Here is a 26,047-nt window from a genome sequence, read left to right as displayed (position 1 = left end):
TCCTTTAGTTGCCGGTGGGCATAACGAAGCTGGCGCCCTCTTTAATGCCGGAGGGCCAGCGGGATGTTACCGTCTTGGTCTTGGTGTAGAAGCGGAAAGCGTCGGGCCCGTGCTGGTTGAGGTCGCCGAAGCCGGAGGCCTTCCAGCCGCCGAAGGTGTAGTAGGCAATCGGCACGGGGATCGGCACGTTCACACCTACCATACCCACATCGACGCGGCGGGCGAATTCGCGAGCGGTATCGCCGTCGCGGGTGTAGATGGCAACGCCGTTGCCGAACTCGTGGTTGGTGGGCAGGGCCAGGGCCTCTTCGAAGTCATCGACGCGCACCACGGAAAGGACGGGGCCGAAAATTTCTTCGCGGTAGATGGACATATCGGTGGTGACCTTATCGAAGAGGGTAGCACCGACGTAGTAGCCGCCCTCGTGGCCTTCGACCTTAACTCCGCGTCCGTCCACCAGTAGCTCGGCGCCTTCCTTCTCGCCTGCGGCGATGTAGCCTTCGATACGTTCGAGGGCGCTGGCGGCAACGACGGGGCCGAAGTCTGCCTCGGGGTCAAGGGCGTGGCCGACCTTGAGGGTCTTGGTGCGCTCGACCAGCTTTTCAACCAGAGCGTCGGCGGTAACCTGGCCGACAGGCACAGCCACAGAGATAGCCATGCAACGTTCACCGGCAGAGCCGAAGGCTGCGCCGATCAGGGCGTCGGCCGCCTGGTCGAGGTCGGCGTCGGGCATGATGATCAGGTGGTTCTTGGCGCCACCGAAGCACTGGGCGCGCTTACCGGTGCGGGCGGCGTGCTCGTAGATGCTCTGGGCGATGGGGGTGGAGCCCACGAAACCGACGGCCTTAATGCGGGGGTCATCGAGCAGGGTATCTACGGCTTCCTTGTCACCGTTGACCACGTTGAAGATACCGTCGGGTAGGCCGGCCTCGGTCCAGAGCTCAGCCAGACGCAGGGGCACGGAGGGGTCACGCTCTGAGGGCTTGAGGACGAAGGCGTTACCAGCTGCGATCGCGGGGCCACACTTCCAGAGGGGAATCATGGCCGGGAAGTTAAAGGGGGTGATACCAGCGACCACGCCCAGGGGCTGACGCATGGAGTAGACGTCGATGCCGGTACCTACGGAGTCGGAGTATTCGCCCTTGAGTAGGTGGGGGGCGGCGGTGGCAAATTCGACGACGTCAAGGCCGCGCTGGATATCGCCGTGGGCGTCGGCTACGGTCTTGCCGTGTTCGAGGGAGAGCATCTCAGCCAGCTCGTCGGCGTTCTGGTTGACCAGGTCCACGAAGCGGTGCAGAATACGGGCGCGCTTCTGGGGGTTGGTAGCAGCCCACTTGGCCTGGGCTTCTGCGGCGTTGGCGATAACATCGCGCACCTCATCAGCGGACGCCAGGGGCACCTGGGCCTGCACCTGGCCGGTGCTGGGGTTGTAGACATCGGCGAAACGACCTGAGGTTCCGGGGCGATGGGCGCCGCCGACGTAGTGGGTTAACTGCTTCGTCATCGAAGCCTCCTTCCGTGAGGGCGCACAGATTTCTGTGCATCAGCTCACACGATACAGAAAAAATAGACGGGTGCATAGGGGTGGGCGGGCTGTTACACAGAATATGCAGCATTAGCGCATGACAGACAGAAAATCCATAGGGAAAAGTTAAGATACCCCCCTTACTTTTGGGCTTCCACCCTCTGCTCCAGCAGGTCGGGGACATCGTGGCGATCCACCAGAACTTCGAGAAGTACCAAGCGGTCGCTGGTTTTCACCGCACGCTCTAGAGTCTCACACAGGTCGGCACCGGTTGCCGCCTGGAGCGTCAGAACCTGCCCCCGTTACCTTTTAAGGGCGCACACAAAGTGCCCAGCTCTTGCACCGTTACCTGAGCGGCCCCGCCCCCAGTGAGCAACACCCCGCGGGACTCAGGGGCAGCCAGCTGCGCTCCCAGCAGGCATAAAGAAAGGAGCTACCCGCAGGGTAGCTCCCGTCTTCTACCGGCGCCTATGCCGAGGGGTCAGATTCGCCCTTCTTCTGAGCTGCATTAGCCTCGTCAATGCGCTTGGCCAAGCGCTCCTTTTCCTCAGCCTCACGGCGCTTGGTCTCGGCCTCACGGCGGGCCTTAGCCTCCGCGTACAGCTTGGCGGAGGACCGGTTAATGCCGGTACCCTCCCCCAGCTCGGGGTCGTTGGGGCGTTCCACCAGAATCAGGGTTGCACACATGACCAGGGTGACCACGAAAACGGCGCCCGCAACAGTCAGAGCCAAGACCACGTTCGGGGTGTTATTTGTACCGCCAGTTGCAAAAACCACGATGCCTAAGAAAGCCACCAGGGCCAAGACCGCCGCAATAATCAGCGGACCGCGCACCTGCGCCTTAAACCCACGATTGGGTGATTCACTCTTCTGAGCCAAGACCATTCCTCCTGAAAACAAACTCTCCACCAGTCTACGGGGTGAGCGCCACTTTTGCCCGACAGCTCCTAGCTGCGACGGGCGTCCGCGCGCAGGGTCAGAGCCCCAATTACCAAGAAAATACCGGCCACCAGGGCGCCGCCACCGGCGGTACCCATAATGGCCTTATCGCCAATCTCAGAAACCACGGGCAGAGCAGCAGCTGAAAGCGTCACGATAGTTCCCTCTAGCTGCCAGTCGCGGGCCGCAGGGTTGCTGGCTTTAGTGCGCATACCGGCAAGTAGCTTGAGCACACCGGTCAAACCCAACACACAGGCGGCGATGAGGGTCAGCCAGAACTCCCCGCGGGGGGCCACAAAAGCTAGCACACCACCGGCGGCCTGCACCAGGGCAATAGAGGTAAAGGCCTGGGCGGTGCCGGAATCACCCACGCGGCGCAGGGTTTGCGCTGTCAGATAGGACGCCCCCGCGTAGCCCAGCATATAGAGCCCCAGCATGACGGTAATGACGCCCAGGGTCGGCTGCTGCCAAAAGACCGTGGTAAGACCAAAAGCTAGAAACACTAGAGCGTGCACCAGGGTGGGTCCGGTGAGGGCAGCAGCAAGTGCCGGATCAGCCGGACGCTTGGGGGCAGCCTGCTGACCGGTGCTAGCCGGGTGGGGGGTGGAGGGCTTGGAATCGGATTGCTGGAAATCGGAGTGCTGAGAATCAAAAGTCACCCCACCAGTCTAACCAGCCAAGCTGACCGCCGCTGAGCTACCGGCAGCCTGTTACGCCCTAGTGGTCAGAATGGGCACCTAGACCAGCAGAGCAGCCTTCCAACACCTGCCGTAAACTTTCCAGACCGAGAGCCAGCTTGCGGTCACTGACGGCCCCAAAACCAAGCACCAGGCCATATAGGGCCTCGCCCGCCTCAGCCCGTGCTGACCAGTAATCCCCCAGCGGGGCCACAAGCACGCCTTCTAGGCGGGCGGCCTCAACCAGTTCGCCCTCGATGCCCCTCCCCCGGGCAGAATCAATGCCGGGCAGGTGAAGCACCGTGTGAAGGCCGCCATCCATGGGTAGAACCCGGGCACCATCCAAACCCTGCAGGGCGGTGAGTACCTGCTCCCGGCGTCCGCGGTAAACCCGACGCATACGCGCTGTATGGCGGCGCACCCCGCCCGCAGCGAGGAAGGCCGCCATAGCGTCCTGCACGACCGATGACACCGGGTTGCCCAAATCGGCACGCAGTTCTAGCAGGTCAGCCTGTAGGTGTCGCGGGGCCACCACATAGCCCAGGTTGAGGCCGGGTGCCAGCATCTTGGCAAAGGAGCCAAGCGTCACCACCCGGTCGGAGGCCCACCGGGCCGGATGAGCTTCGGCCCCGCCGGGCAGCGGCGGGCGGTCAAGGGAGGCCAGGGCGGGCAGTGGGTCGCCAACATAGCGCAGCTCGGAGTCATAATCGTCTTCAACGAGCAGGGCGTCGTGGGTGCGAGCCCAGGCCAGCAGTTCCAGGCGGCGCGCTAGCGGCATGGAAGCCCCCAGCGGGTACTGGTGGCTAGGGGCTATGAGGACGAGGTCGGGCCGGTTAGGCCCCGTAGGCAGGTGGGCAGGGTTAAGGCCCTGCCCATCAACCTCAATCGGTAGGATTTCGTGACCAAAGGCAAGGGGTATGCGGTGCAGGGAGGGGTAGCCGGGGTTCTCCACCGCGATTCGAAGCGGACGGTTGCGCACCCTGCGCCGCAGGGCGGTAAGAATCAGACGAAAGCCATCACGGGCACCGGCAGTTACCAAGAGGTCATCGGGGCCGCGCAGTACCGATCGCATGAGTCTCAGGTGCTCAGCCAGCTGCACCCGCAGTTCGTAGGATCCCGCCGGCGGGTGGGCAGTACCCGGGTTGGCAGCGGCTTGTCGCCAGGCAGCCCGCCAGGTGGAGCTTGCCACCAGAGAGGTATCGGGGCTGCCCGGGCGAAGATCGATAACCTCGGGGGTAGTGGGGCGGACAAGACCGGTATTCGAGGCCGGTAGACACGCAGACGCCAGCCCCGCCTCCCCGCCCACGGCGGCAGGACGCAAATAGCCCACCTCCCCCACTGAAATAGTCGGCCGGGAAACCCCCGCAGCTCCCAGGGTGAGATGGGCAGCAATGCGGGTGCCCCCGCGTCCGCTGGTTAAATACCCTTCGCCCACCAGCTGTTCATACGCAAAAACAACCGTTCCACGTGAAACATTCAGCCGCTCAGCCAGTGCACGGGTAGAAGGCAGCGGGTCACCCGCCACCAGAAAACCACCCAACACCAGAGCCCGAATCTGCTCAGCCACCTGCGACGGCAAAGAACCCGGCGCCGACCGGGACACGCTTACCGGCAGCTGATCAAACCGCGAATACTTCGCCACGCTACACTCCCCTCACATCAAAGCCGCGCTCCCCCGATACTAGCCCACCGGCGTCCGCACCCCACGACAAATGTCCACCACGAAAAATGCCCGCCGCGAAGCACACGCGGCGGGCACTATCCCAAACAAAACGAAGAGGGGCACCGGGCTGCTGGCGCCGGTACCCCTCTCGCATCAGATTCTTCCCAGGGAATCTGACTAGCCTACGTACTCCCAAACGCGTACGTAGTCAACCTCGATTGCGCAATCCCGGGTGGACTCAGCGAGACCGCCCCAGTAGGCATTGCCTGCCTGCATGCACAAACGGATGTTGAACTTCTCACCAGCAGGCAGTGCGGCCTGGTAGCGAGGATCCTCTGACGAGACGAACAGGTATTCAACCCCGTCAAAGAAGAACTTGATGCCGGCAGGAGTCTTCTCAACTGCCCAGGTGTGGTATTCATCGGCAAGGTTCTGGCCCAGTACGGGAATCAGGGCGTTCTTCTTAGCCTTGTTACCCTGCTGCTGGCCGTAGTGAACGGTACCCTCAGAGCGGTTAGAGATATCAATCTTCTGCTTACCGGAGGTGTAGCCGTAGGACTCGGAGATGTCGATTTCACCGAGAAGAGCGGTGTTGTTGGGGCGCATCCAGATGCCGCCCCAGGCGCCGATGTGGGTGGGGTTTGAGGCGGGCTGCTTAGCGCGGTATTCCAGGCGGAAGCTCTCAGCGGAGAACTTGCCCATGGTGTCGATGTAGCCGGTGGCCCATTCGCGCAGCTTGCCGTCCTTGTAGGTGACGGGGGTAGCCAGCTTCTTCAGCCAAATCTTGGCGGAGGAGTCGCCCATGGTGACAGCTTCCTTGAGGTTGACGCCGGAGTCGTAGCCTACGTAGGACTTATCGCGCACGCGCCACTTGGTGCCATCGATTGCGCCGTTATTGAAGTCATCCTCGAAGATGAGCTTGCCCCAGCCTGAGGCGGTCAGGGCACCGCGGTGCTCACCCCAGTTATCCGCCTTGGACTTCTCGACCTTGACCAGGTGGGTAGAGGGAACGGTACGGCCTGCGTAGGCGCTGATACCGGTGCCGACACCCTGGGGGGTTGCGTGGAAGGGGACCTGGTTGTCGTTGGATACCAGGCTCTCAACGGTCTGGCCATTGATGATGACCTGAGCAACCAGACGAGTTGCGCGGACAGATAGAGCCAGCTCGTAGGAGAAGGCGGCGGAGGGGGCTGCGGTTGCCAGAACCTTCTGACCGAGTACAACGGTGCGGTGGTTCATCACACGCTCGATATGCAGGGTCATAGTGCCGCTGTGGGCGATGGAGAGCATCGCGGTGTAGTAGTCACGACCGGTGCTGTTGCGTCGTGCGATGACGCGGGTGTAAACGGTACCTGCTGCAGGACGTGAGGTGGTGTAGGTTGCTTCCACCAGGGCGTCTGAGTGCTTGGTGCCTACGGTAGTGAAGGCACGAGCATCGGTGAATGCCTGAGCAAAGGGGGAGGTGTAGTTGACGTCTGCCAGGGGGGTAAAGCGCAGGACGCCTGATGCCAGGCCATTGCCGTTGAGTACCATGCCGGTGTTTGCGTGCGCTGCCTGGGTGGTCAGTGCGGTCGCTACGGCGGTTGCGGCGGTCAGTGACAGGAAGTTGCGGCGGGATACAGAAAGCATGGTTTGGGTCTCTTTCGTGTGTACTTGTTTGGGATGGGAAGCTCTTGGGGAGAGCTGGGGTGGTTGAGATTCTTGGGGAATCTCGGGGTGAACCCTGGGTGGGTTCGTGCGGCTCCTGGGTGGAGCCTGTGGGCTTTGGGTTAGCCCTTTGTGCTTCGGTTGAAAACTTTATAGGACGTTTGGGGGACAAGACAAGGCGAGATGGGGACAAAAATGCCACTTTCCGCATCAAGTATTTTTGTTTTGCCTTGTAAAGTCTAGCTTGTCTGGTGAAAAAATTTTTTGGAAAAAATTTTCAGCCTGTCCCCAAGGTCGGGTTTTTTGGGCAAATCAGCTCATTTTTTCAAAGATTTTGCTGCAGTTTTGTCCCCCAAACCTCTTCACCCTTCGGCATGGAGGGGGCAAAATTTTAGCTTTTGGGGACAAATTGCCCCCTAAAACGTGCTGACGGGCGTCCGCCTCGCTACCTGTGGTCTAAAAACTTTGCTAGAAACTGGCCCTATTCTTAGGCCACATCGGCGGGCACAGTTGAAACCATGACTGAACACAACACCGCAGAAACCACCGTTACCGGCTCCCCCCTCGTCAAGCGCGGCCTAGCCGACATGCTCAAGGGCGGCGTCATCATGGACGTCGTCACCCCCGAACAGGCCAAAATCGCCGAGGACGCCGGCGCCGTGGCCGTCATGGCCCTCGAACGTGTACCCGCCGATATCCGCGCCCAGGGCGGCGTGGCCCGCATGAGCGACCCCGACATGATCGAGGGAATCATCGACGCTGTCTCTATTCCCGTCATGGCCAAGGCCCGCATAGGCCACTTCGTAGAAGCCCAAATTCTGGAACACCTCAAGGTTGACTACATCGACGAATCCGAGGTCCTCTCCCCCGCTGACTACGTCAATCACATCGACAAGCACGCCTTTAAAGTGCCCTTTGTCTGCGGTGCCACCAACCTGGGTGAGGCCCTGCGCCGTATCACCGAGGGCGCTGCCATGATTCGCTCTAAGGGCGAGGCTGGCACCGGTGACGTCTCTGAAGCCACCAAGCATATCCGCACCATCAAGACCCAGATTGCCGAGCTGCAAGCCCTGCACGCCACCGCCCCCGACCTGCTGTACGTCAAGGCCAAGGAGCTCGCTGCCCCCTACGAACTGGTACGCGAGGTCGCCGAAACCGGCAAGCTGCCCGTCGTGCTCTTCACCGCTGGCGGCGTGGCAACCCCGGCTGACGCTGCCATGATGATGCAGCTGGGTGCGGACGGCGTCTTCGTCGGCTCCGGCATCTTCAAGTCGGGTAACCCCGAGGCCCGTGCCAAGGCCATCGTCAAGGCAACCGCCTTCTACAACGACCCTGCAGCAGTTGCGGATGCCTCCCGTGGCCTGGGTGAGGCCATGGTCGGTATCAACGTGGCAGACCTGCCCGCCCCCCCACCGCCTGGCGGAGCGTGGCTGGTAGTGTTTCCCCCTGTTGTTGGCGTCCTTGCCCTGCAGGGCGGGGTCGCCGAGCACGCGTCCCTGCTAGAGGCGCTGGGGGCGCAGGTGGTTTTGGTCAAGCGCCCCGAGGAGCTGGAGGGGCTGGATGCCCTGGTGCTTCCCGGTGGGGAATCTACGACTATTGACCGGTTGACCAGGATATTTGGCCTACGGCAGCCCCTGATTGAGGCTATTGCGGGTGGCCTGCCCACCCTGGGCACCTGTGCCGGGCTGATTCTTCTGGCCCGAGACATTGAGGACCCGGCCGCCGACCAGCAGACCCTGGGCCTACTCGATGTGACCGTGCGCCGTAACGCTTTTGGTTCCCAGGTGGATTCAGCAGAAACCGAGCTGGCCTGGGGCGCTACCGGGGCGGACGGCTCCGGTCAGCTTACCGATGCAGGCGGGCAGGTACCAGTGAAGGCCGCCTTCATCCGAGCACCCATTGTCACCCGGGTGGGTGAGGACGTCACCGTGCTGGTCCGTCATGCCGGGCAGGTGGTCGGGGTGCAGCAGGGCCACATGCTGGGCATCTCTTTCCACCCGGAACTCACCGGCGACACCACCGTGCACCGGGCCCTGCTGGGTCTGGCTAGCCGGGCGGAGGCGTCCTAGGCTCTCGCTTCTTGTGGGTAATCGAAAACTTCATCTGCGCGTTCAAAGAACATGCAGATGAAGTTTTCGATTACCTTCAGTACTAGCGAGCAGCGCCGCCGGGGCTAGAAGCGTCCGCCTCCACCGCCGCCGCTAAAGCCCCCGCCGCCCCCGAAGGAGGAGCCGCTCGAGAAGCTACCCCCTGATGCCCCCGAATTTTCCGGCACGTGATTGCTGCCCGAGTAGAGGTGGGGCATGGTCGCGTAGAGGGGTAGCCAGGTGTTAAAGGTGGGGGCGTAGCGGGTGTAGGTCTCCTTGTTCTCCGCTTCCTGCTCGGCGAGCTCGGCCTCGCGCTGGTCGGGGTCTGACGGGGCGGTGCGGTTGGCGTAGCGGTATTTGATGTAGTCACGGCGCATATCGTCGGGAATGCTCAGGCCGGGGTTTTCTTCTTTAGCCCTGCGCATCTCGTCCTCAGCAGCCCGCTTGACCTTACGGTAGTCGCGGAAAACCCACCCGACGATAATTGCGGCAACAGCGCCCAAGGTTCCCAGGATGCCCCACAGGATCAGGTTGCTATCTGCGCTCTCGGTTTCTGCGGCGGCATAGATTTCGTCGATGGTGGTCTCTAGACCGGCGGCGTAGTTGCCGTCGGTGAGGTAGGGGCCCAGGACGTCGTTGGCGATGGTTTCTGCCTCGGAATCGCTGATGTAGTCCCCGGCGCCGTCTGCGACCGCGATGAAGGTTTCACGGCCCTCCATATCGATGACCAGCACAGCCCCGTTATCTTTACCCTGGTCGCCAACGCCCCAGGCATTGCCCAGGTCAGTGGCGTAATCGGGCAGGTCGCCGGGACTTTGGTCGGTGGTGTAGATGGCGAAGCGGGCGCGGTCGGTGCCCCGGTTTTTCTGGTCGATGAGGTCGTTGAGGGTATTCTCTTCGGCGTCGGTGAGCAGGTTGGCGTCGTCGCGAATGTTGCCGGACGCCGGCGCAGCAGGTAGGTCTGCTGCTTCGGCTGCCGCCATAGTCAGGGGTGCAAGAGCGAGGACGCCCGCCGCCGCTAGCGCGGGCAGGGTGGCGAGCCTGCGGTGCGGCTTCTTGTTCTGGATCTGGGGGCTTGCGATGTCGGTCTGAGGGTTCACGGCTGCGTCCTTTCTGGCATCGGGTAACAGGCTTCTTTACCCGCTCTTACCGACAGCTTAACAAGCCTGCTGATAAAAGAACTCCCCCGGCAGAATGAAATAAAGAAAGACTCGTACCTCCTTGAACCCACCGCCCAACCCCGCATGACCCGCAAAAGAGCAAGCCCTAAAGTTTTCAATTTGAACCAAGAGACTCCGCATCATAAACGCGGAATTACCACTGTTTGGAGATAACGAGCAAAATTCAAAGCTCCTGCTTTTCGAAGCATGCTAGGCACGGTCGCACCAGAATTCCTACGTTTCTATACAGGTGAGGAAAATCCAGTCTCTCAACGTCTTGCTCATGAGTACGTTGGTGTCGAGAACCATCCGATAGATATCGCTGCTCATACCACCCCATCTTAAAGATATGGGTAGCACAAGCAGCGATATTTCTATTTTGTTTAGTCTAAAACTCCAAGCTCTTCGTCAAGTTTCATGAGCTCTTCGAAGGCAGCTTTCTGCTCGGCGGTTTTCGCAGCGAGTAGCTGCGCCCTGTAGGCATCAACATCAGCTGTGCGAACACGCCAGTGGGTGCCTACCTGATGGGCCGGCATCTTTCCCTCACGAATAAGTTTCATGAGAGTCGGGCGAGATACACCAATGCGTCGGGCAGCCACAGTCGTAGTAAGGTCTTTGGGCGCAGCAATCACTTGTGCATGCCCTCCCTGACTAATAATTGACAGAGTTGCTTTCAAAGCAGCGACCAGTTCCGCACCGAGCACTTCACTGGCCTCGCCAGATACAGTCAGCGACACAGACAGCTTGGGTGACTTCTCAAGGTGAGCAAGAAGGTTGTGGGCTTCCTGAGCCATAGCTTGGCTTGTTTCGATAGTCGCAGTATTTTTGAGAGCCTGCGCAGTCATAGTATTCCTCGGTAACAGTGATTCTTCGCTTGATGCACCCTCAGACTATCGGATTAAGTGAAATAAGTGCAAGAGTTTTCATTTATTGCATTTATTACAAACTTTGCATCATTCACATCTAGAAGGTATTCAGCCCCGTCGCCTCCTGGGCGCGGTAGGCCAGGGTTTGCAGGGTCGATTTTAGGACGCCCCCACCCGCCTTGGCGACGTAGGGCAGGGTGAAGGTGGCTTGGGCGCCGTCTACCGGTTCGTTATTCCAGATCAGGGACCAGTAGGCAGAGAACTCCTGGGCCAGGGCGGAGTCACCCGCGGCGCGCACCCGCAGACTGGTTTCTAGGTTGTAATTACAAATATTTCGGCGGGTGAAATTACCCGACCCGCTCAGGAGCTCAAAGCCGCCAGAATCTGCCGGGGCGGGAGCGTCCGCCCCTCGGTGAACCGCCAGATACTTGGGGTGGAACTGCTCGCCCCCTGTGGCGTACCAGCGCACCTGAACCCCGGCCCGTACCAGCTCTCGCGCAACGGGGAGGGCGGGCAGGCCGGTTTTTGTGCGGCCAAAGGCGTCAATGTTGAGGTCGAGCACCGCCTGCACCGAAGCGCCACGGGCCACAGCCGCTTTAAGCCCGGTAATGACAGCGCGCTCCGATAGATAGAACATGCCCAGGCAGACCCGGTCCCCCGCGCCGGCACCCGCCAGCAGCTCCAGCACCGCAGTGCGAATACCGCCCTCGGTCACCAACTGCACCTCAGACGCCTGACCCAGGAGCTCAACACCACCAGCAAACCTTAGCCCCCGCAGGGAACGGGCAAGGTCGGGAGCAGAAAAGTCTAGAACCGCCAGCTCACTGGCCAGCAGGTCGCCCACCACAGCACCAGTGACCCGCAAACCCAGGTTGGAGTTGGGCGCAGAGGCGTCGTGCGGGTTGGCAGACGCCACCACAGCCTCGGCCTCAGACAGGGCCACCTTACGGTGATTGGCCTTGAAGTTAAAGAGCCGGGCATAGGCATTAGCAGAGACGCGCGGCCCGCCCGGTGCCAGGGCATTGGGCAACACAGCGGGGAGCTCCGGCAGGTGCGCCAGGGCTGCCCGGTAGAAGCCGGAGTAGGCGGGGTTGGAGTCGCGCAGGGCCTCTAGCCGGGTTTCAACCACCTGCACCCCGGCGGCCCGCAGTCGCTCTAGATGAGGCAGGGAGTAGCTGCCGTAGAAGGTGTTGATGGGGTCGGTGATGAGCACGATGGGCACATCGGGGGCAGCGACCCGCTTGGCAAGAAGGGCCTCGGTAAGGCGCTGGGAGAGGGCCGGGTAGGTGCGCCCGCTGGAGCGGTCATAGTCGCTATTGAAGAGGAACATATCGAGCACCAAGAAGCTTGTAGCCCGCTCAATGACCCCCTCAACAGCGGTGAAAATCTGCTGGTCAGAGCGGCATTCACCGTCAGCCGTGTAGGTGAGATCTGCCAACAGCTCTACCTGCCCGCTTCGCCAGGGCCCGGTAACATCCAGGCCAGCTGGCAGGGGTTTGTAGCGGTGATAGAGGGCGGACGCGGCTGCGGCAGCACCGCAGGCCAGGGCGGCAAAGGCGAGGGGGCGGGGCAGTGTGCTCATGTTTCTAATCTACCTAGACAGCTATTTCTTATCTCACACACTCACCGCTTGCCGATATTTTTTACAAGTGTAAACTTTACATCTGTAAGAAAAATTGTTGGCAGAGGATACCCGCTATGACCCCCACCCTGGCACCCGCCGCAGAGGACGCCCGCGCCGCCGACCCGCGTCCGGCCCGCTCCCGCGCAGCCCTCATCGACGCCGCCACCGAGGCTCTGGCTACCAGCGACCCCGGCAACCTCAGCATCACAACCCTGGTCAAGACCGCAGGGGTCAGCCGCCCCACCTTCTACCAGCACTTCGCCGACGTGCACGAGCTCATTCACGCCGCGGCCCTCACCAAACTCAGCGCCGCCTTCGACGCGTTACTGCCCGCCGACCCCACCGCGTCCGTCGCTGTCTTTACCAGCGAGGTCAGCACCAACCTGCTCAAGCAGCTACAGGTCGACGCGGATTTCTACCGCAACGTGCTGGCTATCTCGGGCAACTCCTCCCTGGTCGCCGAACTCGTCGACTTCCTCAGCCACCGTTTTCTCAGCCGACCGGCCGTTGCTGAACGTTTCATCACCAAGAACCCCGACCTGACCAGCGACTACGTCCAGTTCGTTGCCGCCGGGGTCGCCTGGCTGGCCGTCCGCTGGCTGGCCACCGACTTCACCGGCGAAAACACCGCAGAAGCCACCGGCGAACACCTTGCCCACATGATGCAAGCCGTGATTTCCTAACCCGAAAAACAGACTTTTCACAATCCCAACAACCCGAAAGTAGGTGAGATCCCGTGCCCTCAACACGCGCTAAACGCCCCAAGCTGCACCCGCATCGCTTCAGCCCCATGAAGTACCTGGTGCTGCTGGCCGTCATTATCATCCCCTCGATCTACGCAGGTATTCTAACCTGGGCTAACTATGACCCCACGGGCACCATCGACGCCGTTCCGGCTGCCATTGTGAACGAAGATTCACCGGCAACCACAGCCACCGGCAGCACGCTCAACCTGGGTCAAGACCTCACCGACGAGCTTCTGAGCAACGACAGCAAACAGAATTTTGACTGGTCGACCATGAGCGCCGACGAAGCGCAGACCAAGCTCGAAAACGGTGACATCCAGGCTGTTTTGACGATTCCGTCTGACTTCTCTGCGAACGTCGCGTCAGTGTCTGAAAACGACGCGGCGGCAGCCCAGACCGCCAAGCTGACCATCACCACCAATGACGGCTCCAACATCATCTCGGGCAATATCGCCAGCTCCCTGGGCACGGCGGTTACCGACACCCTGGCCAGCAAGGTATCCACCGAATACCTCAACAACATCTACGCGGGCTTCACCGATATCCACGGTTCTTTAGGGCAGGCGGCGGACGGCGCCAGCCAGCTCGCTGACGGCTCCACCAGCGCCAAGGAAGGCTCCGACGAGCTCGTGGTGGGCCTGACCGACTTGAAGTCCGGTACGAGCGAGTTGAGCTCGGGTGCAGCCTCTTTGGCGGACGGCGCGACCCAGGTTAATGACGGCGCAACCTCCCTCGCCTCGGGCGCAGCGTCCCTGTCGGACGGCGCGACCCAGGTCAACGACGGAGCCTCATCCCTCGCATCCGGCGCAACCCAGGTCAACGACGGAGCCTCATCCCTCGCATCCGGCGCAACCCAGGTCAACGACGGAGCCTCATCCCTCGCATCCGGCGCAACCCAGGTCAACGACGGAGCCTCATCCCTCGCATCCGGCGCGACCCAGGTCAACGATGGAGCCTCATCCCTCGCATCCGGCGCCGATAGTGCCGCCAGCGGAGCCGCAACCCTCGCTAACGGCCTGAACCAAATCAACGACGGCGTCTCTGCCCTACCTTCCCAGCTACCGGCCCTCACCGACGGAACGAGCTCCCTGGCGTCCGGCGCGAGCGACCTCGCCACCGGCGCTCAGAACCTTGAGGACGCCGCCGGGCAGCTCGCCAGTGGAAGCACCGCAGTCTCTGACGGCGCCGACGCAGCGGTCAAGGGTGCACAAACCCTTGCCGACGGCACGCAAGCTCTCCACACCGCCACCGGTACCCTCGCGTCCGGCGCGAGTGATCTAGCCAGCAGCTCCCAGCAGCTCATCGATAATTGGGGCTCCCTCAGCGACGCTCAAAGGCTTGCCGCGCTCCAACAGATTAACGCCGGTGCCACCACCCTCTCGGAGGGTGCGAGCGCCGTGGATAGCGCATCAGGCGACCTCGCTACCGGTGCATCCTCCCTCGTCGGCAACGAATCGGGCGGGTTGACTAAGCTTGCCGCCGGCGCTTCATCCCTTGAAAGCGGAGCCGGACAGCTCGCCGCTGGCGCAACCTCCCTCTCTGACGGGGCCGACACCCTGGCCGGCGGGGCTGCAACCCTCAATGACAAGGCCGGTTCTATGGCGAGCGGCTTGAGCTCGCTAGCCACCGCAATTTCTCAGGCCAATGACGGTGCCTCTGCCCTGGCTGACGGCACAGGTACCCTGGCCTCCGGCGCGCACAGCCTCGCTGATGGAACCAGCTCCCTGGCATCGGGTGCGGGGACGCTGGCTGATGGAACCAGCTCCCTGGCTTCCGGTGCGGGAACCCTGGCTGATGGAACCAGCTCCCTGGCTTCCGGTGCGGGAACCCTGGCTGATGGAACCAGCTCCCTGGCATCGGGTGCAGGAACCCTGGCTGATGGAACCAGCTCCCTGGCGTCCGGCGCAGGAACCCTCGCCGACGGTGCAGGAACCCTGGCCGACGGTACCAACTCCCTGGCGTCCGGCGCAGGAACCCTCGCCGACGGCACCCAGACCCTGGGCGAAGGCGCAGGATCCGCCGTTGACGGAGCCACCAGCCTCTCCAACGGCCTCAGCGACCTGAACGATGGTAACAGCGAGCTAGCGACCTCCCTGGGGGACGCCGTGGGGCAGGTTCCCAGCTACACCACCGACCAGGCCAGCGAACTCAGCGCGGTCACCAGCGACCCCGTCACCATTGAAAAGACCCGCCTGAACGAGGTGTCCACCTACGGCCACGGCCTGGCTCCCTACTTCATGACCCTGGGCCTGTGGGTTGGCGCTATCGCCTACTTCATGATGTACCCGGCGATCTCCAGCAAGTTCGCCCGTGGCGGCCACTCCGGCCTGCGAACCCTGCGCGGTGCCCTAGTTCCGGTACTCTTCATGGGTATTGTTCAGGGCACGGTGATGTCTACCGTGATTCACTACTGGGTGGGCATTGAAGAGATAAACTTCTGGGGCCTGACCGGCTTCGCCATTCTGACCTCTATCACCTTCCTGGCTATCAACCAGGCCCTCATCGCCCTGCTGGATGCTCCCGGCCGTTTCATCGCTCTGATTCTGACCGTGGTTCAGATTGGCGCGGCGGGTGGTACCTACCCGATTGAGACAGCCCCTGCCTTCCTACAGGCTATCCACCCCTGGCTGCCGCTGACTCACGCGCTGGAGGCTTTCCGCTCCCTGATCGCCGGTGGCTCCATCGGTATTGCAACGGGTATTGTCTGGCTGCTGGGCTGGATTGCCCTGGCTGTTGCGGGCACTGCCCTGAGCATCTGGATTCGCCACCGCCGCGAAGATAAGGCAGAGGCCGAACGCCAGGCCCGCCGGACCGTCCTGGCGAGCGCCTAAAGAGTCAAGGCCTCTAACCTACGCCCCTTCGTTTCTGTCCCCGGTGTATCGCCCCGGAGGTAGGAGCGAAGGGGCGTAGAGGGTTAAAGGGGTCACCCATAAATAACGGGCTAGCCCTCCACCCCAACCCCACCTTTGCCCGAACCTATAGGATAGAGAGAACCGTACCAGTATCTTCCACCGTTGAAAGAGGAACCATGGGGTACTTTGACTCCGTCCAGTCTGCCGCGCAGCTACTCACGCCGATCACTAACGAGCGTATGCTGGCTGCCCTTGACCGCCTTGAGGTGGATTACGAGCTGGGCGACGACGGCACCGCCGTGTTCCATTTTGAGCGGGGCTACTTCTACTACACCCTCTCCAGTAACGCCAGCCGCGACCTGCTGAGCGTGCGCGGTAGCTACCGGGGTACCTTCCCCCTGGAGGCACTGCCTGCCCTCAACGAGTTCACCAATGCCTGGAACCAGCAGAACCTCTTCCCCAAGGTCTTCCCCTACCGGGTTGAAGAGGAGGGGCAGGGGTTTGTAGTGCTGCCGGTTGAGCTGAGCATGGTGTATGCGGGCGGGGCAACGGACGCCCAGATTGACGAGCACCTACGGGCTGCTGTGCAGACTTCACTAGAGTACTTCGAGAACCTTGCCTCCACCTTTGGCTTTGGAGAGGAATAGCCTTGTCACAGCGCTTTAAAGTTGATTTGGGCGGCTTGGTTGAGCTGCTGTCGAAGAACCTGTATTCGGGCCCGCAGGTTTACCTGCGCGAGGCGATTCAGAACGGGGTTGACGCTATTACTGCCCGCCGCGAGCAGGACGGCGACGCCCCCGCCCGGGTGCTCCTGGAACCCTGGGAGGACGGCACCGGCATCACCATTACCGACACCGGTGTGGGCCTGACGGCCGAGCAGGCTGAGGAGTTTCTGGCGACGATTGGCCGCACCTCTAAACGCGATGAGGTCTTTAACGAGGGGCGCGCCGAGTTTTTGGGCCAGTTCGGTATTGGCCTACTGGCCTGTTTTTTGATTGCCGATACGGTTGAGGTCACCTCGCAGAGCGTGCTGCCGGGGGCTGCCCCGGTGCGCTGGCTGGGCCATGCGGATGGCACCTTTGAGGTGCTTCAACTAACCGGCGGTGAGGACGCCGCCGGGCAGGTTCCCGAGGTCGGCACGACGATTCGCCTGAAGGCGCGGGCGGACGCCGCCCACTGGGTTGCCGAGGAGACGGTGGTGACGCTGGCGAGCGACTACGCCGATATGCTGCCGGTTGAGGTGGCGGTTCGGGTGACGGCTGCCGGCCAGCGGATCTGGCGTCGTATTTCTCTGCCTGCCCTGCCCTGGGCGAAGGGGGAAGGCGAGCACCAGCCCAACCAGCACGAGCGAGCCCTGGCCCTGACTAATTACGCCGAGAAGACCCTGGGCTTCACTCCCCTGGCTGCTCTTGAGCTCGACGTGCCCGCCACCGGCACGACCGGTGTGGCCTATGTTCTGCCGCAGGCGGTATCACCGGGGTCCGGCCGTCACCGGGTCTATGTGAAGAACATGCTGGTCAACACCCGCGAAGATACCCTGCTACCCGACTGGGCTTTCTTTGTGCGAGCCGTGGTGAACTCGGAGTCCCTGACCCCAACGGCCTCCCGCGAGCAGCTGCGCGAGGATGAGATTCTTTTACTCACCCGTGAGGCTATCGGTGAGCAGCTCAAAAACTGGATTACCGCTACCCTCTCTGAGCCCAGCACCCTGCGCGACCGTTTTGTTGAAACCCATTCCCTAGCCCTGCGCGCGGTGGCCTTAGCCAGCGACGACATGCTCGATGTAGTAGCGCGCTCCCTGCCCTTTGAAACCACTGGCGGTATCGCTACACTCGCCCAGGTCATTGAAGAGACCGGGCAGGTGCTCTACACCCCCACGACCGAGGCCTACCGCCGGGTGGCTCCGGTGGCGCGGGCCCAGGGGCTGTGGGTGGTCAACGGCGGCTACGTCTACGATGCCGACCTGCTGGCCAAGCTAGCTGACCGGCCCCGCTGGAAGGTGACCGAGCTGACCAGCAAGGACGTCACCCAGACCCTGGCAGCGGTTGAGATGGAACGCGAATTCGAGGTATTGCGCGGCTTAGAGCGCGCCCGGGCCGTGCTGGCGGCCCAGGACTGCGGCGTCCTCTTGCGTACCTTTGACCCCGCCGAAGTGCCCGCGGTGCTGCTGCGCGATGCCGAGGCCGAGCGCGCCCGCGACCTGGCCCAGGAGGCCGAGGACGCCGGTGGCGCCTGGGGTGGGCTGCTCGGCTCCTTTACCGAGGCGGCAACCGAGTCGACCCGCACCCTGGTGCTCAACGACGCCAACGAGAATACCCGCCGTCTGCTGCACCAGCCGGAGCACGCGTCCTTTGAGCCGGGTCTGACGACCCTCTACCTCTCGGCCCTCATGCTCGCCGGTGAGGGCCTGCGCGGGGCCGAAACCAACCTGCTCAGCGATAGCCTGGCCCAGCTGCTTGAAGCTGCCCTGCGCCAGCCCTAAAGATAGCTACCAACAAGGGAGAAGACTGTGTGGTCCACCCACGAAGCCGCCCAGAAAATTGCCGCAACCCGCGACCTGCCCTACGGTAGCGCCCGCACCGCCGCCATGGAGTACATCACCCGCACTCTTGAGCGGGAGGGCCCCGAATCCATGCTGCCCGAGGCCTACCTCAACCTGGTGGAGGCCTATGTTTTTGGGCAGCCGACCCCGGCGTCCTTTGCGGTGTTCTCTAAGCTGTTGCGTCTCTACGACGCCCACCCCGAGCACTTTGACGAGTTCACCGCCCGCACCCTCTTCTGGCAGTTCAAGTGGATTATCGGCGATATGACCGCCTACCCGCAGATCTCTAAGGAGCAGGCGCGCGAGCTGCTCGATGAGATGCGCCGCCGCTACCGCCTGGCGGGCATGGGCGAGATGGCCCCTGACCGGGCCGAGTACATGTGGGCTGCCCATATTGGTGAGGACGAGGCCGCCGAGACCTGGCGTGCCCGGTGGCTTGCGCACGGTGAGGACGAGATGGACTGCGGCTCCTGCAGGCACGGCGGGATTCTGCGCGACCACGTGACCGACGGGGAGTTTGAGGCGGCTATCCGTATGGGTGCCCCCACCGAAGATTTGTGTAACCGGGAGCCTGCGGCCTCCCACCGGCAGCTGGCCCTTGCCTACCTGCACCTGGAGGACGGCGAAGCAGCCGGTCGTCACCTACTGCGAGCAGCGGCCAACCGCGACCAGTATGATCCGGACGACCTGGGCGTTGAGTTTGAGGTGCTAGCTCGCGGCCAGAACCTTCAGGTGGCCTTTGACCTGCTGGCCGACCACGGCAAACGTGCTCTTGACCTGGCGGGGGATCCCGGCGATAACCGCAACTTCCTGCGCTATATTGTCGCTGGCCTGGCCTGGGCTTTAGAGGACCACGGGGATATGCCCACCGGTCTGCGGCCTGCCGGTCAGGTCGAACGGTCTAACTTGAAGGAGCTCTACGACTGGGCACTGGCCGAATCCCGGCCGCTGGCGCAGGCCTTTGACCGCCGGGCGGGTAATACCCGGTTCTCGGAGTCCCTGGAGGCCGCCACCGAACTGGACGCCCTGACACCCATTGTGCTGCCTACCGGGGCGGACGGGGCTGGTTCGGCTAGTTCGGCTAGTTCGGCCGGGGCGGAGGCCGCCGCGGGTGCGCAGACCCAGGGTGAGGGCGTGGAGGGGGCTGCTCCCCTGTCCTTCACCCCGGTGGAGTCTTACCTGGCGGTGGCCCGCGAGCATGAGGCCGCAGGGGCTTCCCTGGAAGCAGGTCTGGCCTACGCCGAGGCTGCTTTCTTGGTGCTGGCCGGTAGGTCGGTCACGGGGGCGCAAGCGCTCGAGGCCCACGGATTCTTTGAGAAGGCCTGGCCCCTACTGGCGGACGGCAGCGCCGCCCCTGCCCTGCTGGCAGAGGTAGTGCGCGTGTGGGCACCGGTTGCCGAACGGGTCAATGAGCTTGAAGCCCTTCGCACTCCGGTGGGTGAGCTACAGGAGCTGGCCCAGCAGGCTCTTGCCCCAGCCCACGGTGACCAGGGCGGGGACGCCGCCCCGGGCGTCCGCCCCGACCTGATGGCTTTCCTGCTAGCTCAGGATTTCGCCGCCCGCCTTTCACTGGCGACCGGTAACTCTGCGAGCCAGCAGCTCGTGGATAAGCTGGTTGAGACCTACCGCGAGAACGAGTGCCTGGAGCGGGCAGCCCGCCTGCTGGTGGTCGCCGCTGAAGCTGCGACTGCCGCCGGGCAGAGTGAGCTGGCGATTGGCCGCTATGAGCTGGCGGCGGAGCTTTTTGAGCCGTTAAGGCTGAAGAAGTCCCGTGCTGCTGCCCTGGACGCCTGCATTGAGCTGCTGCGCGCTACCGGCCAGGAGCACCGCGTGGAAGCCCTGCTGGCTGAGCTTATGTAAAAAGAATCGCCCGTAAGAGTCGCGAAAGGATAGCTCCCATTGCGAATCTCTTACGGGCTATTGCTCAGTTCCTTGACACTCTCTCACACTTCTTCAACTAAGTGAGAGTAGCGACCATAGCAAGGGGCGGCCTGTCACGCGCCAACGTGGCGGGTTGCCCCATCTTTGTATCTCTACAAATCTACCTGTAAGCCCAGGCCTTGATAACGGAATCGTCTACGTCTGGCGCTCTACTTTCGGGGGAAAGCTACACACTCTGGCCACCCCTATCGACTCCACATCCCTAAATTTTTTTGTGTCTCTTGACACATTTTCACACAATGATTAGTTTGAAAATTGCAAACATTAGATTTGCGTCACAATATATCAACCGTCCCTCTCCACTTAAGGAGCAATCCTATGGAACCCAGAAAACTTACCTTCATATCATGGCAGCAGACCGAAAGATAACGCCGCAGAAAGCTGTGCGTGCGCTTATCGCAGGCCGCTTACTCACCAGCTTCGGCGAAGGTTTGGCAGGGTTTGCTGTCACCGTTATCGCTATCCAAAATCTCGGTGGGATTGACTCTGGAGTAGCCGTAGCCATTGCGTTTGCCACCGGAGCGCTTATAGGCAACATCGTTGGGTCACTTGCCGACTTCTACGCACCACCTCGAATTATTACCCTCTCTGCGTTTACAGCTACAGTAACATCACTTACCTTAACTATTAGCTCTCTCACTGATACTCTCACTCTCCCTATAGTAGTCATCATCAGTTTCATCATTACAACCTGCTCTTCAGCCCTCTCACGTGCAGACACTACTGCTTTCATCCACATGCTAACCCCTGAAGATCTTCCTCAAACTTTTGGGTTTATTGCTGCAAGAACACAAGTAGCTGCTGCTATAGCTGGTATCTTTGCGGGAATCACGCTCAATGCCTGGCAATCTCTTCCCTTCATAATCAGTACTACCAGCTGGATTATCCTCATTGGGTTTACTATTGTTTTTGGTCGCGCCTACATAGCTGCTAACTGCCGCCCGCAAGAAGTACCTGATTTCGGTTTTTTTACTCTCTTTGCAGGTTTCGCTTTTGCAATCAAAACTAGGCCTATTGCAGCCGTAATTATTATCAGCGCTACCGCTAATCTTTTCTTAGAAGGTGCGGGAACAATTATAGAAATAGACCTCATAGCATCCGGTGTGAGCGTTGTTCTCGTTGGAATGCTAGGAACTTTCACCAATCTAGCTGCACTGGTTGGTAGCCTATTCAGCGGGACTATCAGCGCACGTTTTACGCCACGACTTCTCTTCATTATGGTGTTTATGCTACTGAGCTCAGCTATGCTATTTTGTGCGCTCTCCCAAAACTACTGGATTACAGTAACTAGCCTTTCGTGCGCTGTCATTCTCATACCTTCACTGGGCGTAAGTACCGCTGTAGCACTTGCTCAGTTGGCTCCCGATACAATGCAAGCCCGTGTATCAGGCGCTAGCGCGATAGTTTCGATCATTACATCAGCAATTTCTCCGGGACTATATGGGTTCTCCTACGCCCGGTTTTCCCGATTTGTCACACTGTTTGCAACGGCCTGCGCCTTAGGTGCTTTAGCAGTTATTGCCCGTTACACAATTCCCCAGAAACTTCATCAGCAAAACCCCTAACGAATCCACACCCCACTGCGGGCCCGCAGGCCCAGGGTGAGGGCGCGGGCGCCCATGTACCACAGGGCGTAGGAGCACCAGAGCAGCAGGTAGGCCAGGGTGGGGGCATCGAACAGACCGCCCCACCCCCAGGAGGTGCCCCCGGCAAGCGGGGCGGGAGCGTCCGTACCGGCACCGAACCAGAAATAAAGCCCAGCCAGCACCGGCAGGTAGGCCACCAGGGTAAAGAGCCCAGCCAGACCCAGATAGCGTACGTCCTGGGCGCCGATGAGCACGCCGTCCAGAATAAAGACGTAGGCCGCCAGGGGCTGTCCCACCGCCAGCACCAGAAGAGATAGGGCGAAGAGGCGCTGCACCTCGGGGTCGGGGGTAAAGACCCAAGCCAGGCCAAACCCGACCGCCGGGCAGACCAGGGCCGTAACCAGACCAAAGGCCAGGCTCCACCGCACCAGGCGGTTTTTGAGCTGAACCACCGCATCCTGCCCCTGCCGGGTTGAAAGATCCTGTGCGCCCATCTCCTTACCCAGCAGGGCCTGGGCTGCAATGGCCAGGGCGTCCAGGGCGAAGGCCAGCAGGTTAAAGAAAGCCATCGTCAGCTGGTAGGCGGCCAGGTTTTTCTCCCCCTGGCTGGTCACCACAAAGACCGTAGCCAGCAGGGCAATCCGCAGGCAGGCCGCCCGCACCATCAGCCAGGCCCCCACCTTGAAGACAGCGGCCAGTCCGGCGCGGTCGGGCAGCCAGCCGGGGGTTCGCGCCGATAAGCCGGAAGAGCTGGTAGCCGAGCCGGGCGTCCGCGTCCGCGCAACCACCGCGTAGGTCAGTGCCAGGGCCATACCCCACTGCACCACCGCCGTCGCCACCGCCGAGCCAGCCACACCCCACCCTGCCGGGTAGACCAGGGCCCAGCTCAGCGGCACGTTGAGGGCAGCGCCGGTGGTAGCAACATAGAGGGGGGTTGTGGCGTCCTGAAAACCGCGCAGGGCACCGGTCGCCGCCAGCACCAGGAGCATACCGGGCAGGCCCGCCAGGGAGGGTAGCAGGTAGGCGGTGGCGTGGGTCAGGACGTCCCCGCCCGCCCCCAGCGCACGCAGCAGGGGGTCGGCGGTCAGCGCCAGCAGCACCGCGAAGAAAAGACCCAGGCCAGCAGCCACCCACAGGCCGTTGCGGGCGGCAGCAAACGCGCTGGGGGTATCGCCTGCCCCCACGGCCCGGGCCACCGCCGGGGTGGTGGAGTAGGCCAGAAAAACCATGAAGCCCACCAGGGTCTGCACCACGGTTGAACCCAGCGTCAGGCCAGCCAGCGGGGCACTGCCCAGGTGGCCCACGATGGCAGAATCGGCCAGCACCAGCAGGGGCTCAGCGATGAGGGCACCAAAGGCGGGCACCGCTAGGGCAAGAATCTGGCGGTTGAGCGAATGCTGCCGGGGCGAAGAAGACGGTATGGAGGGCATAAAACCACCCTACCGGCGTCCGTATGGGTAAGCGAAACCTTCATCTGCGTGTGCAAAGAACGCGCAGATGAAGGTTTCGGTTACTTTCAAGAACCTAGCTGGCCTGGGCTTCTGCCTCGGCCACATCGGCGTCGCTGACCTCAACCCCGGTGTAGAGCTTGAACTGTTCAGCGGCCTGCAGGGCGATGACCTCTCCGCCGGTAATGACTTCCTTGCCCGCAGCCCGTCCGGCCCGAATCAGCGGGGTTTCAACGGGCATGGCGACCACGTCAAAGACCACCTGGGCGGCCTCAATCGCGGGGGCTGGGTAGGCCAGGGTGTCAACCTCGGGGCCGCCCTCCATGCCGATGGGGGTGACGTTCACAATGACGGGGGCGGTCAGCTCGCCCACCTCAGCGGCCCAGGTGTAGCCGTAACGCTCGGCTAGGGCCCGACCCGCCTCTTCGTTGCGGGCGATGATGGTGCCGGTGCGGAAGCCAGCGTCGTAGAAAGCTCCAGCTACAGCCGCCGCCATGCCGCCAGAGCCGCGCAGCAGGAAGGGCAGGGCAGGGTCTACCCGGTGGGAGGCCAGCAGGGAGGCCACCGCAATCACGTCGGTGTTGTAGGCCTTGAGGTAGCCGTCGGTGTTCACAATGGTGTTGACCGCGCCGATCACCTCAGCGGAGTGGTCCATCTCGTTGACCAGGGGAATCACCGCCTGCTTGAAGGGCATGGACACCGAGCACCCGCGAATTCCCAGGGCCCGCACGCCGCCGATAGCGGCCTCAATGTCGGTGGTGGTCATGGCCTTATAGAGAAAGTCCAGGCCAAACTTTTCGTAGAGGTAGTTGTGGAACTTAATGCCGTGGTTTGAGGGGCGGCCCGAGAGAGAAATGCAGACGGTGGTGTCGCGGTTCAGGGGCGGACGGCCAGGCGCGGCAGGCGAGCTAGTCATAGGGTGTTTTCCTTGGTGAGGGTTCGAGCCGGGCTCCTCACAGCGGGGTCAACCCGGCCTGACTCTTTCACCCTACCACCGGCGTCCGCGCACCGCTCCACCTCGGCTGAGTGTAACGATAAATGCCATGGGCGCGAATCGTTACCGCGCACATGGCATTTAGCGTTACAGTCAAAAGTGGGGCTGCTAGGGCCGGGTCATGATGTAGGTTTTACGGCCCGCAAACTCGTCAGAGCGGGCGATAATGAAGCCTTCTTTTTCATAGAAACGAATCGCGCGGGCGTTGGTGGAGAGCACCTCAAGTTCAGCCGGGCCGGGGTCGAGAACCTCGCCCAGCAGGGCCTGGGCAACTCCCGTTCCGAAGGCCTCGGGCAGCAGGTAGAGCATTTCAAGTTTTTGTACCTCATACGGCATCTGTGAGGCGAAAGCCAGGCCCAGTAGCTTGCCCGCGGCGTCCTTTTCTACCGCCACCAGGGCTCGGCGGTGCTGGCCCAGTTGCTGCTGAATATCTTCACCGGTGCCGCCGGTGGAATCTAGCCACTCTGCAAATCCGGTGGCGCGGGCGTCCAGCTGCTCTTCCTGCTTGGCGAACATTTCGGGGGTAAATGTGCCTGCGTAGGCGTGACGCCAGGACGTCATGCGCAGCTCTTCCCACGCTCTGGCCTCTGCGGGCACAGGTGGGCGGATCTCAAAATTCATTATTCTCCTCGAGCCCTGCCGCTGCGAGCGAGTGGGGGAAGGCAAGGCGTAGAGTCATGATACCGCACCGACCTGCACAATCTTCAGGTTTTAAATAGACAGGTGGTAGATGTAGTCGTGGGCGACTTCGGTGGCAGTGAGCTGGAAGGTGCGCTCCCCTACCTTGGTGAAGCCCATTTTTTCGTAGAAGGCCTGGGCGCGGTGGTTGAGCTGGTGGGTGCCCAGATGCAGGCCGTCCTTGCCGTCGGCGCGGGCAGCAGCGATGACGGCGTCCATGAGTTCCCTAGCCAGGCCTGTTCCGCGGGTTTTTGCGGAGAGGTAGAACTTGCTCAGGTAGGCGGCGTTGCCGGGAATTTCGGCAGGCTGGGGTGCCTCGTGGTCGATGCCGAAGTAGGCGATGATCTCGTCTGCTTCATTGACGGCCAGAGTGAAGCTGTAGGAGCCGGTTTCAATGTAGCGGGTGAAGGACGCCTCATCTAGGTTTTCACTCACAAAGGCCGCAACGAACTCACGAGGAACCACGGACGGTGCGGCGTCGGGGAAGTGGGCGCTGGCAAAAGCTGAGAGGGCGGGTACGTCGGCAAGGACGGCCGGGCGCAAGGTGTGGGGCATGGTTATTCTTTCTCGTAGCCGCGGAGTTTGTTGAGGGCGCGGCGTTCATTTTTGGTGGGTCGCCCTGCGCCCCGGTCGCGGCGGGGCAGGGCACCGCTGGTGAGGTAGGCGGGCTTGGGGGCGGAGATGTCGTCGTAGCAGGTGACGGCTACGGGGGCGCCGACGCGCTTGGAGATGGTTTTGCGCACGATGAGCACGCGTTCCCAGCCGGGGTAGCGCACGGTGACGGTGTCGCCGGGTTTGATTTTTTGGGAGGGCTTGGCATGCTCGCTGTTGATGCGCACGTGCCCGGCTTTGACCTCGGTGGACGCCAGTGAGCGGGTTTTGAAGACGCGCACCGACCAGAGCCAGGCGTCGATGCGCACAGGTGGCTGCGGCTCTACGGGGGCTGAGTCTGCGGGTGAAGTCATGTATCTAGGCTACCCAATGAGCAGGCGAAGCCCTGACCTGCGCGAGCGTGCGTCATATCGCTGAGCGTGCAACAGTCATGCGCACTCTCGGCGATATGACGCACGCT

At 62.0% G+C, this 26,047-nt stretch carries 20 protein-coding genes and 1 pseudogene; 8 read left to right on the top strand and 13 right to left on the bottom strand.

What is annotated here, in order from left to right:
- Positions 1-4: 4 nt before the first annotated feature.
- The 5 genes from L6758_RS06410 to L6758_RS06390 form a co-directional block, all read right to left on the bottom strand.
- Positions 5-1,504, bottom strand: a complete 1,500-nt coding sequence (locus L6758_RS06410) for a CoA-acylating methylmalonate-semialdehyde dehydrogenase (RefSeq protein ID WP_237205182.1) — start codon at positions 1,502-1,504, stop codon at positions 5-7.
- A gap of 489 nt (positions 1,505-1,993) precedes the next feature.
- Positions 1,994-2,404 carry a hypothetical protein gene (locus L6758_RS06405; protein ID WP_237198304.1) on the bottom strand — a complete coding sequence of 137 codons (411 nt, stop codon included), beginning with the start codon at positions 2,402-2,404 and terminating at the stop codon, positions 1,994-1,996.
- 68 nt (positions 2,405-2,472) lie between these two features.
- Complete coding sequence (locus L6758_RS06400; RefSeq protein ID WP_237205181.1) at positions 2,473-3,123, bottom strand: hypothetical protein; 651 nt, start codon at positions 3,121-3,123, stop codon at positions 2,473-2,475.
- A gap of 58 nt (positions 3,124-3,181) precedes the next feature.
- Positions 3,182-4,744: a MocR-like pyridoxine biosynthesis transcription factor PdxR gene (gene pdxR, locus L6758_RS06395; RefSeq protein ID WP_440480464.1), complete on the bottom strand. Its 1,563-nt coding sequence runs from the start codon at positions 4,742-4,744 to the stop codon at positions 3,182-3,184.
- A 237-nt stretch (positions 4,745-4,981) separates the two neighbouring features.
- Positions 4,982-6,433: a glycoside hydrolase family 16 protein gene (locus L6758_RS06390; protein ID WP_237205179.1), complete on the bottom strand. Its 1,452-nt coding sequence runs from the start codon at positions 6,431-6,433 to the stop codon at positions 4,982-4,984.
- A gap of 536 nt (positions 6,434-6,969) precedes the next feature.
- Between L6758_RS06390 and pdxS the strand changes: the two are divergent.
- Positions 6,970-7,888 (top strand): annotated as a pseudogene (gene pdxS / locus L6758_RS06385) (pyridoxal 5'-phosphate synthase lyase subunit PdxS).
- Positions 7,888-8,520: a pyridoxal 5'-phosphate synthase glutaminase subunit PdxT gene (pdxT, locus tag L6758_RS06380; protein ID WP_237205178.1), complete on the top strand. Its 633-nt coding sequence runs from the start codon at positions 7,888-7,890 to the stop codon at positions 8,518-8,520. The pseudogene pdxS and the gene pdxT overlap by 1 nt, the downstream one beginning before the upstream one ends.
- A 104-nt stretch (positions 8,521-8,624) precedes the next feature.
- On the opposite strand, the gene L6758_RS06375 is transcribed toward pdxT, so the two are convergent.
- The 3 genes from L6758_RS06375 to L6758_RS06365 form a co-directional block, all read right to left on the bottom strand.
- Complete coding sequence (locus tag L6758_RS06375) at positions 8,625-9,638, bottom strand: TPM domain-containing protein (protein WP_237205177.1); 1,014 nt, start codon at positions 9,636-9,638, stop codon at positions 8,625-8,627.
- Between the two features lie 443 nt (positions 9,639-10,081).
- Positions 10,082-10,543 (bottom strand): helix-turn-helix domain-containing protein, encoded by a 462-nt coding sequence (locus L6758_RS06370; protein ID WP_237205176.1) that lies wholly within the window; start codon positions 10,541-10,543, stop codon positions 10,082-10,084.
- A gap of 118 nt (positions 10,544-10,661) precedes the next feature.
- Positions 10,662-12,146, bottom strand: a complete 1,485-nt coding sequence (locus L6758_RS06365; protein ID WP_237205175.1) for a phospholipase D-like domain-containing protein — start codon at positions 12,144-12,146, stop codon at positions 10,662-10,664.
- A gap of 116 nt (positions 12,147-12,262) precedes the next feature.
- Here L6758_RS06365 and L6758_RS06360 point away from each other — a divergent pair, with 116 nt between their 5' ends.
- The 6 genes from L6758_RS06360 to L6758_RS06330 all read left to right on the top strand — a co-directional run bounded on the left by L6758_RS06360 (position 12,263) and on the right by L6758_RS06330 (position 21,834).
- Entirely contained in the window at positions 12,263-12,871 is a 609-nt protein-coding gene (locus tag L6758_RS06360) for a TetR/AcrR family transcriptional regulator (protein ID WP_237205174.1), read from the top strand.
- 53 nt (positions 12,872-12,924) lie between these two features.
- On the top strand, positions 12,925-15,765 hold the full coding sequence (locus L6758_RS11010) for a YhgE/Pip domain-containing protein (RefSeq protein WP_272878589.1): 2,841 nt from the start codon (positions 12,925-12,927) through the stop codon (positions 15,763-15,765).
- 197 nt (positions 15,766-15,962) lie between these two features.
- Positions 15,963-16,433, top strand: coding sequence for a YbjN domain-containing protein (locus tag L6758_RS06345; RefSeq protein ID WP_237205173.1), 471 nt, complete (start codon positions 15,963-15,965; stop codon positions 16,431-16,433).
- A 2-nt stretch (positions 16,434-16,435) separates the two neighbouring features.
- On the top strand, positions 16,436-18,268 hold the full coding sequence (locus tag L6758_RS06340; protein ID WP_237205172.1) for an HSP90 family protein: 1,833 nt from the start codon (positions 16,436-16,438) through the stop codon (positions 18,266-18,268).
- A gap of 27 nt (positions 18,269-18,295) precedes the next feature.
- Positions 18,296-20,188 (top strand): hypothetical protein, encoded by a 1,893-nt coding sequence (locus L6758_RS06335; RefSeq protein ID WP_237205171.1) that lies wholly within the window; start codon positions 18,296-18,298, stop codon positions 20,186-20,188.
- A 329-nt stretch (positions 20,189-20,517) separates the two neighbouring features.
- Positions 20,518-21,834, top strand: coding sequence for a hypothetical protein (locus L6758_RS06330; protein ID WP_237196101.1), 1,317 nt, complete (start codon positions 20,518-20,520; stop codon positions 21,832-21,834).
- On the opposite strand, the gene L6758_RS06325 is transcribed toward L6758_RS06330, so the two are convergent.
- The 5 genes from L6758_RS06325 to L6758_RS06305 form a co-directional block, all read right to left on the bottom strand.
- Positions 21,831-23,285: an MATE family efflux transporter gene (locus L6758_RS06325; RefSeq protein ID WP_237205170.1), complete on the bottom strand. Its 1,455-nt coding sequence runs from the start codon at positions 23,283-23,285 to the stop codon at positions 21,831-21,833. The genes L6758_RS06330 and L6758_RS06325 overlap by 4 nt on opposite strands.
- Before the next feature lie 94 nt (positions 23,286-23,379).
- Positions 23,380-24,219, bottom strand: coding sequence for a shikimate 5-dehydrogenase (locus tag L6758_RS06320; RefSeq protein ID WP_237205169.1), 840 nt, complete (start codon positions 24,217-24,219; stop codon positions 23,380-23,382).
- A 186-nt stretch (positions 24,220-24,405) separates the two neighbouring features.
- A complete protein-coding gene (locus tag L6758_RS06315; protein ID WP_237205168.1) occupies positions 24,406-24,918 on the bottom strand; it encodes a GNAT family N-acetyltransferase in 513 nt (170 codons plus the stop codon).
- A gap of 90 nt (positions 24,919-25,008) precedes the next feature.
- Positions 25,009-25,530 (bottom strand): GNAT family N-acetyltransferase, encoded by a 522-nt coding sequence (locus L6758_RS06310; protein ID WP_237205167.1) that lies wholly within the window; start codon positions 25,528-25,530, stop codon positions 25,009-25,011.
- Between the two features lie 2 nt (positions 25,531-25,532).
- Positions 25,533-25,940: an RNA-binding S4 domain-containing protein gene (locus tag L6758_RS06305; RefSeq protein WP_237205166.1), complete on the bottom strand. Its 408-nt coding sequence runs from the start codon at positions 25,938-25,940 to the stop codon at positions 25,533-25,535.
- Positions 25,941-26,047 lie beyond the last annotated feature (107 nt).

This window comes from Rothia nasimurium (assembly GCF_928382285.1).
Lineage (GTDB): Bacteria > Actinomycetota > Actinomycetes > Actinomycetales > Micrococcaceae > Rothia > Rothia nasimurium_E.
This window is presented reverse-complemented; position numbering and strand designations above follow the sequence as displayed.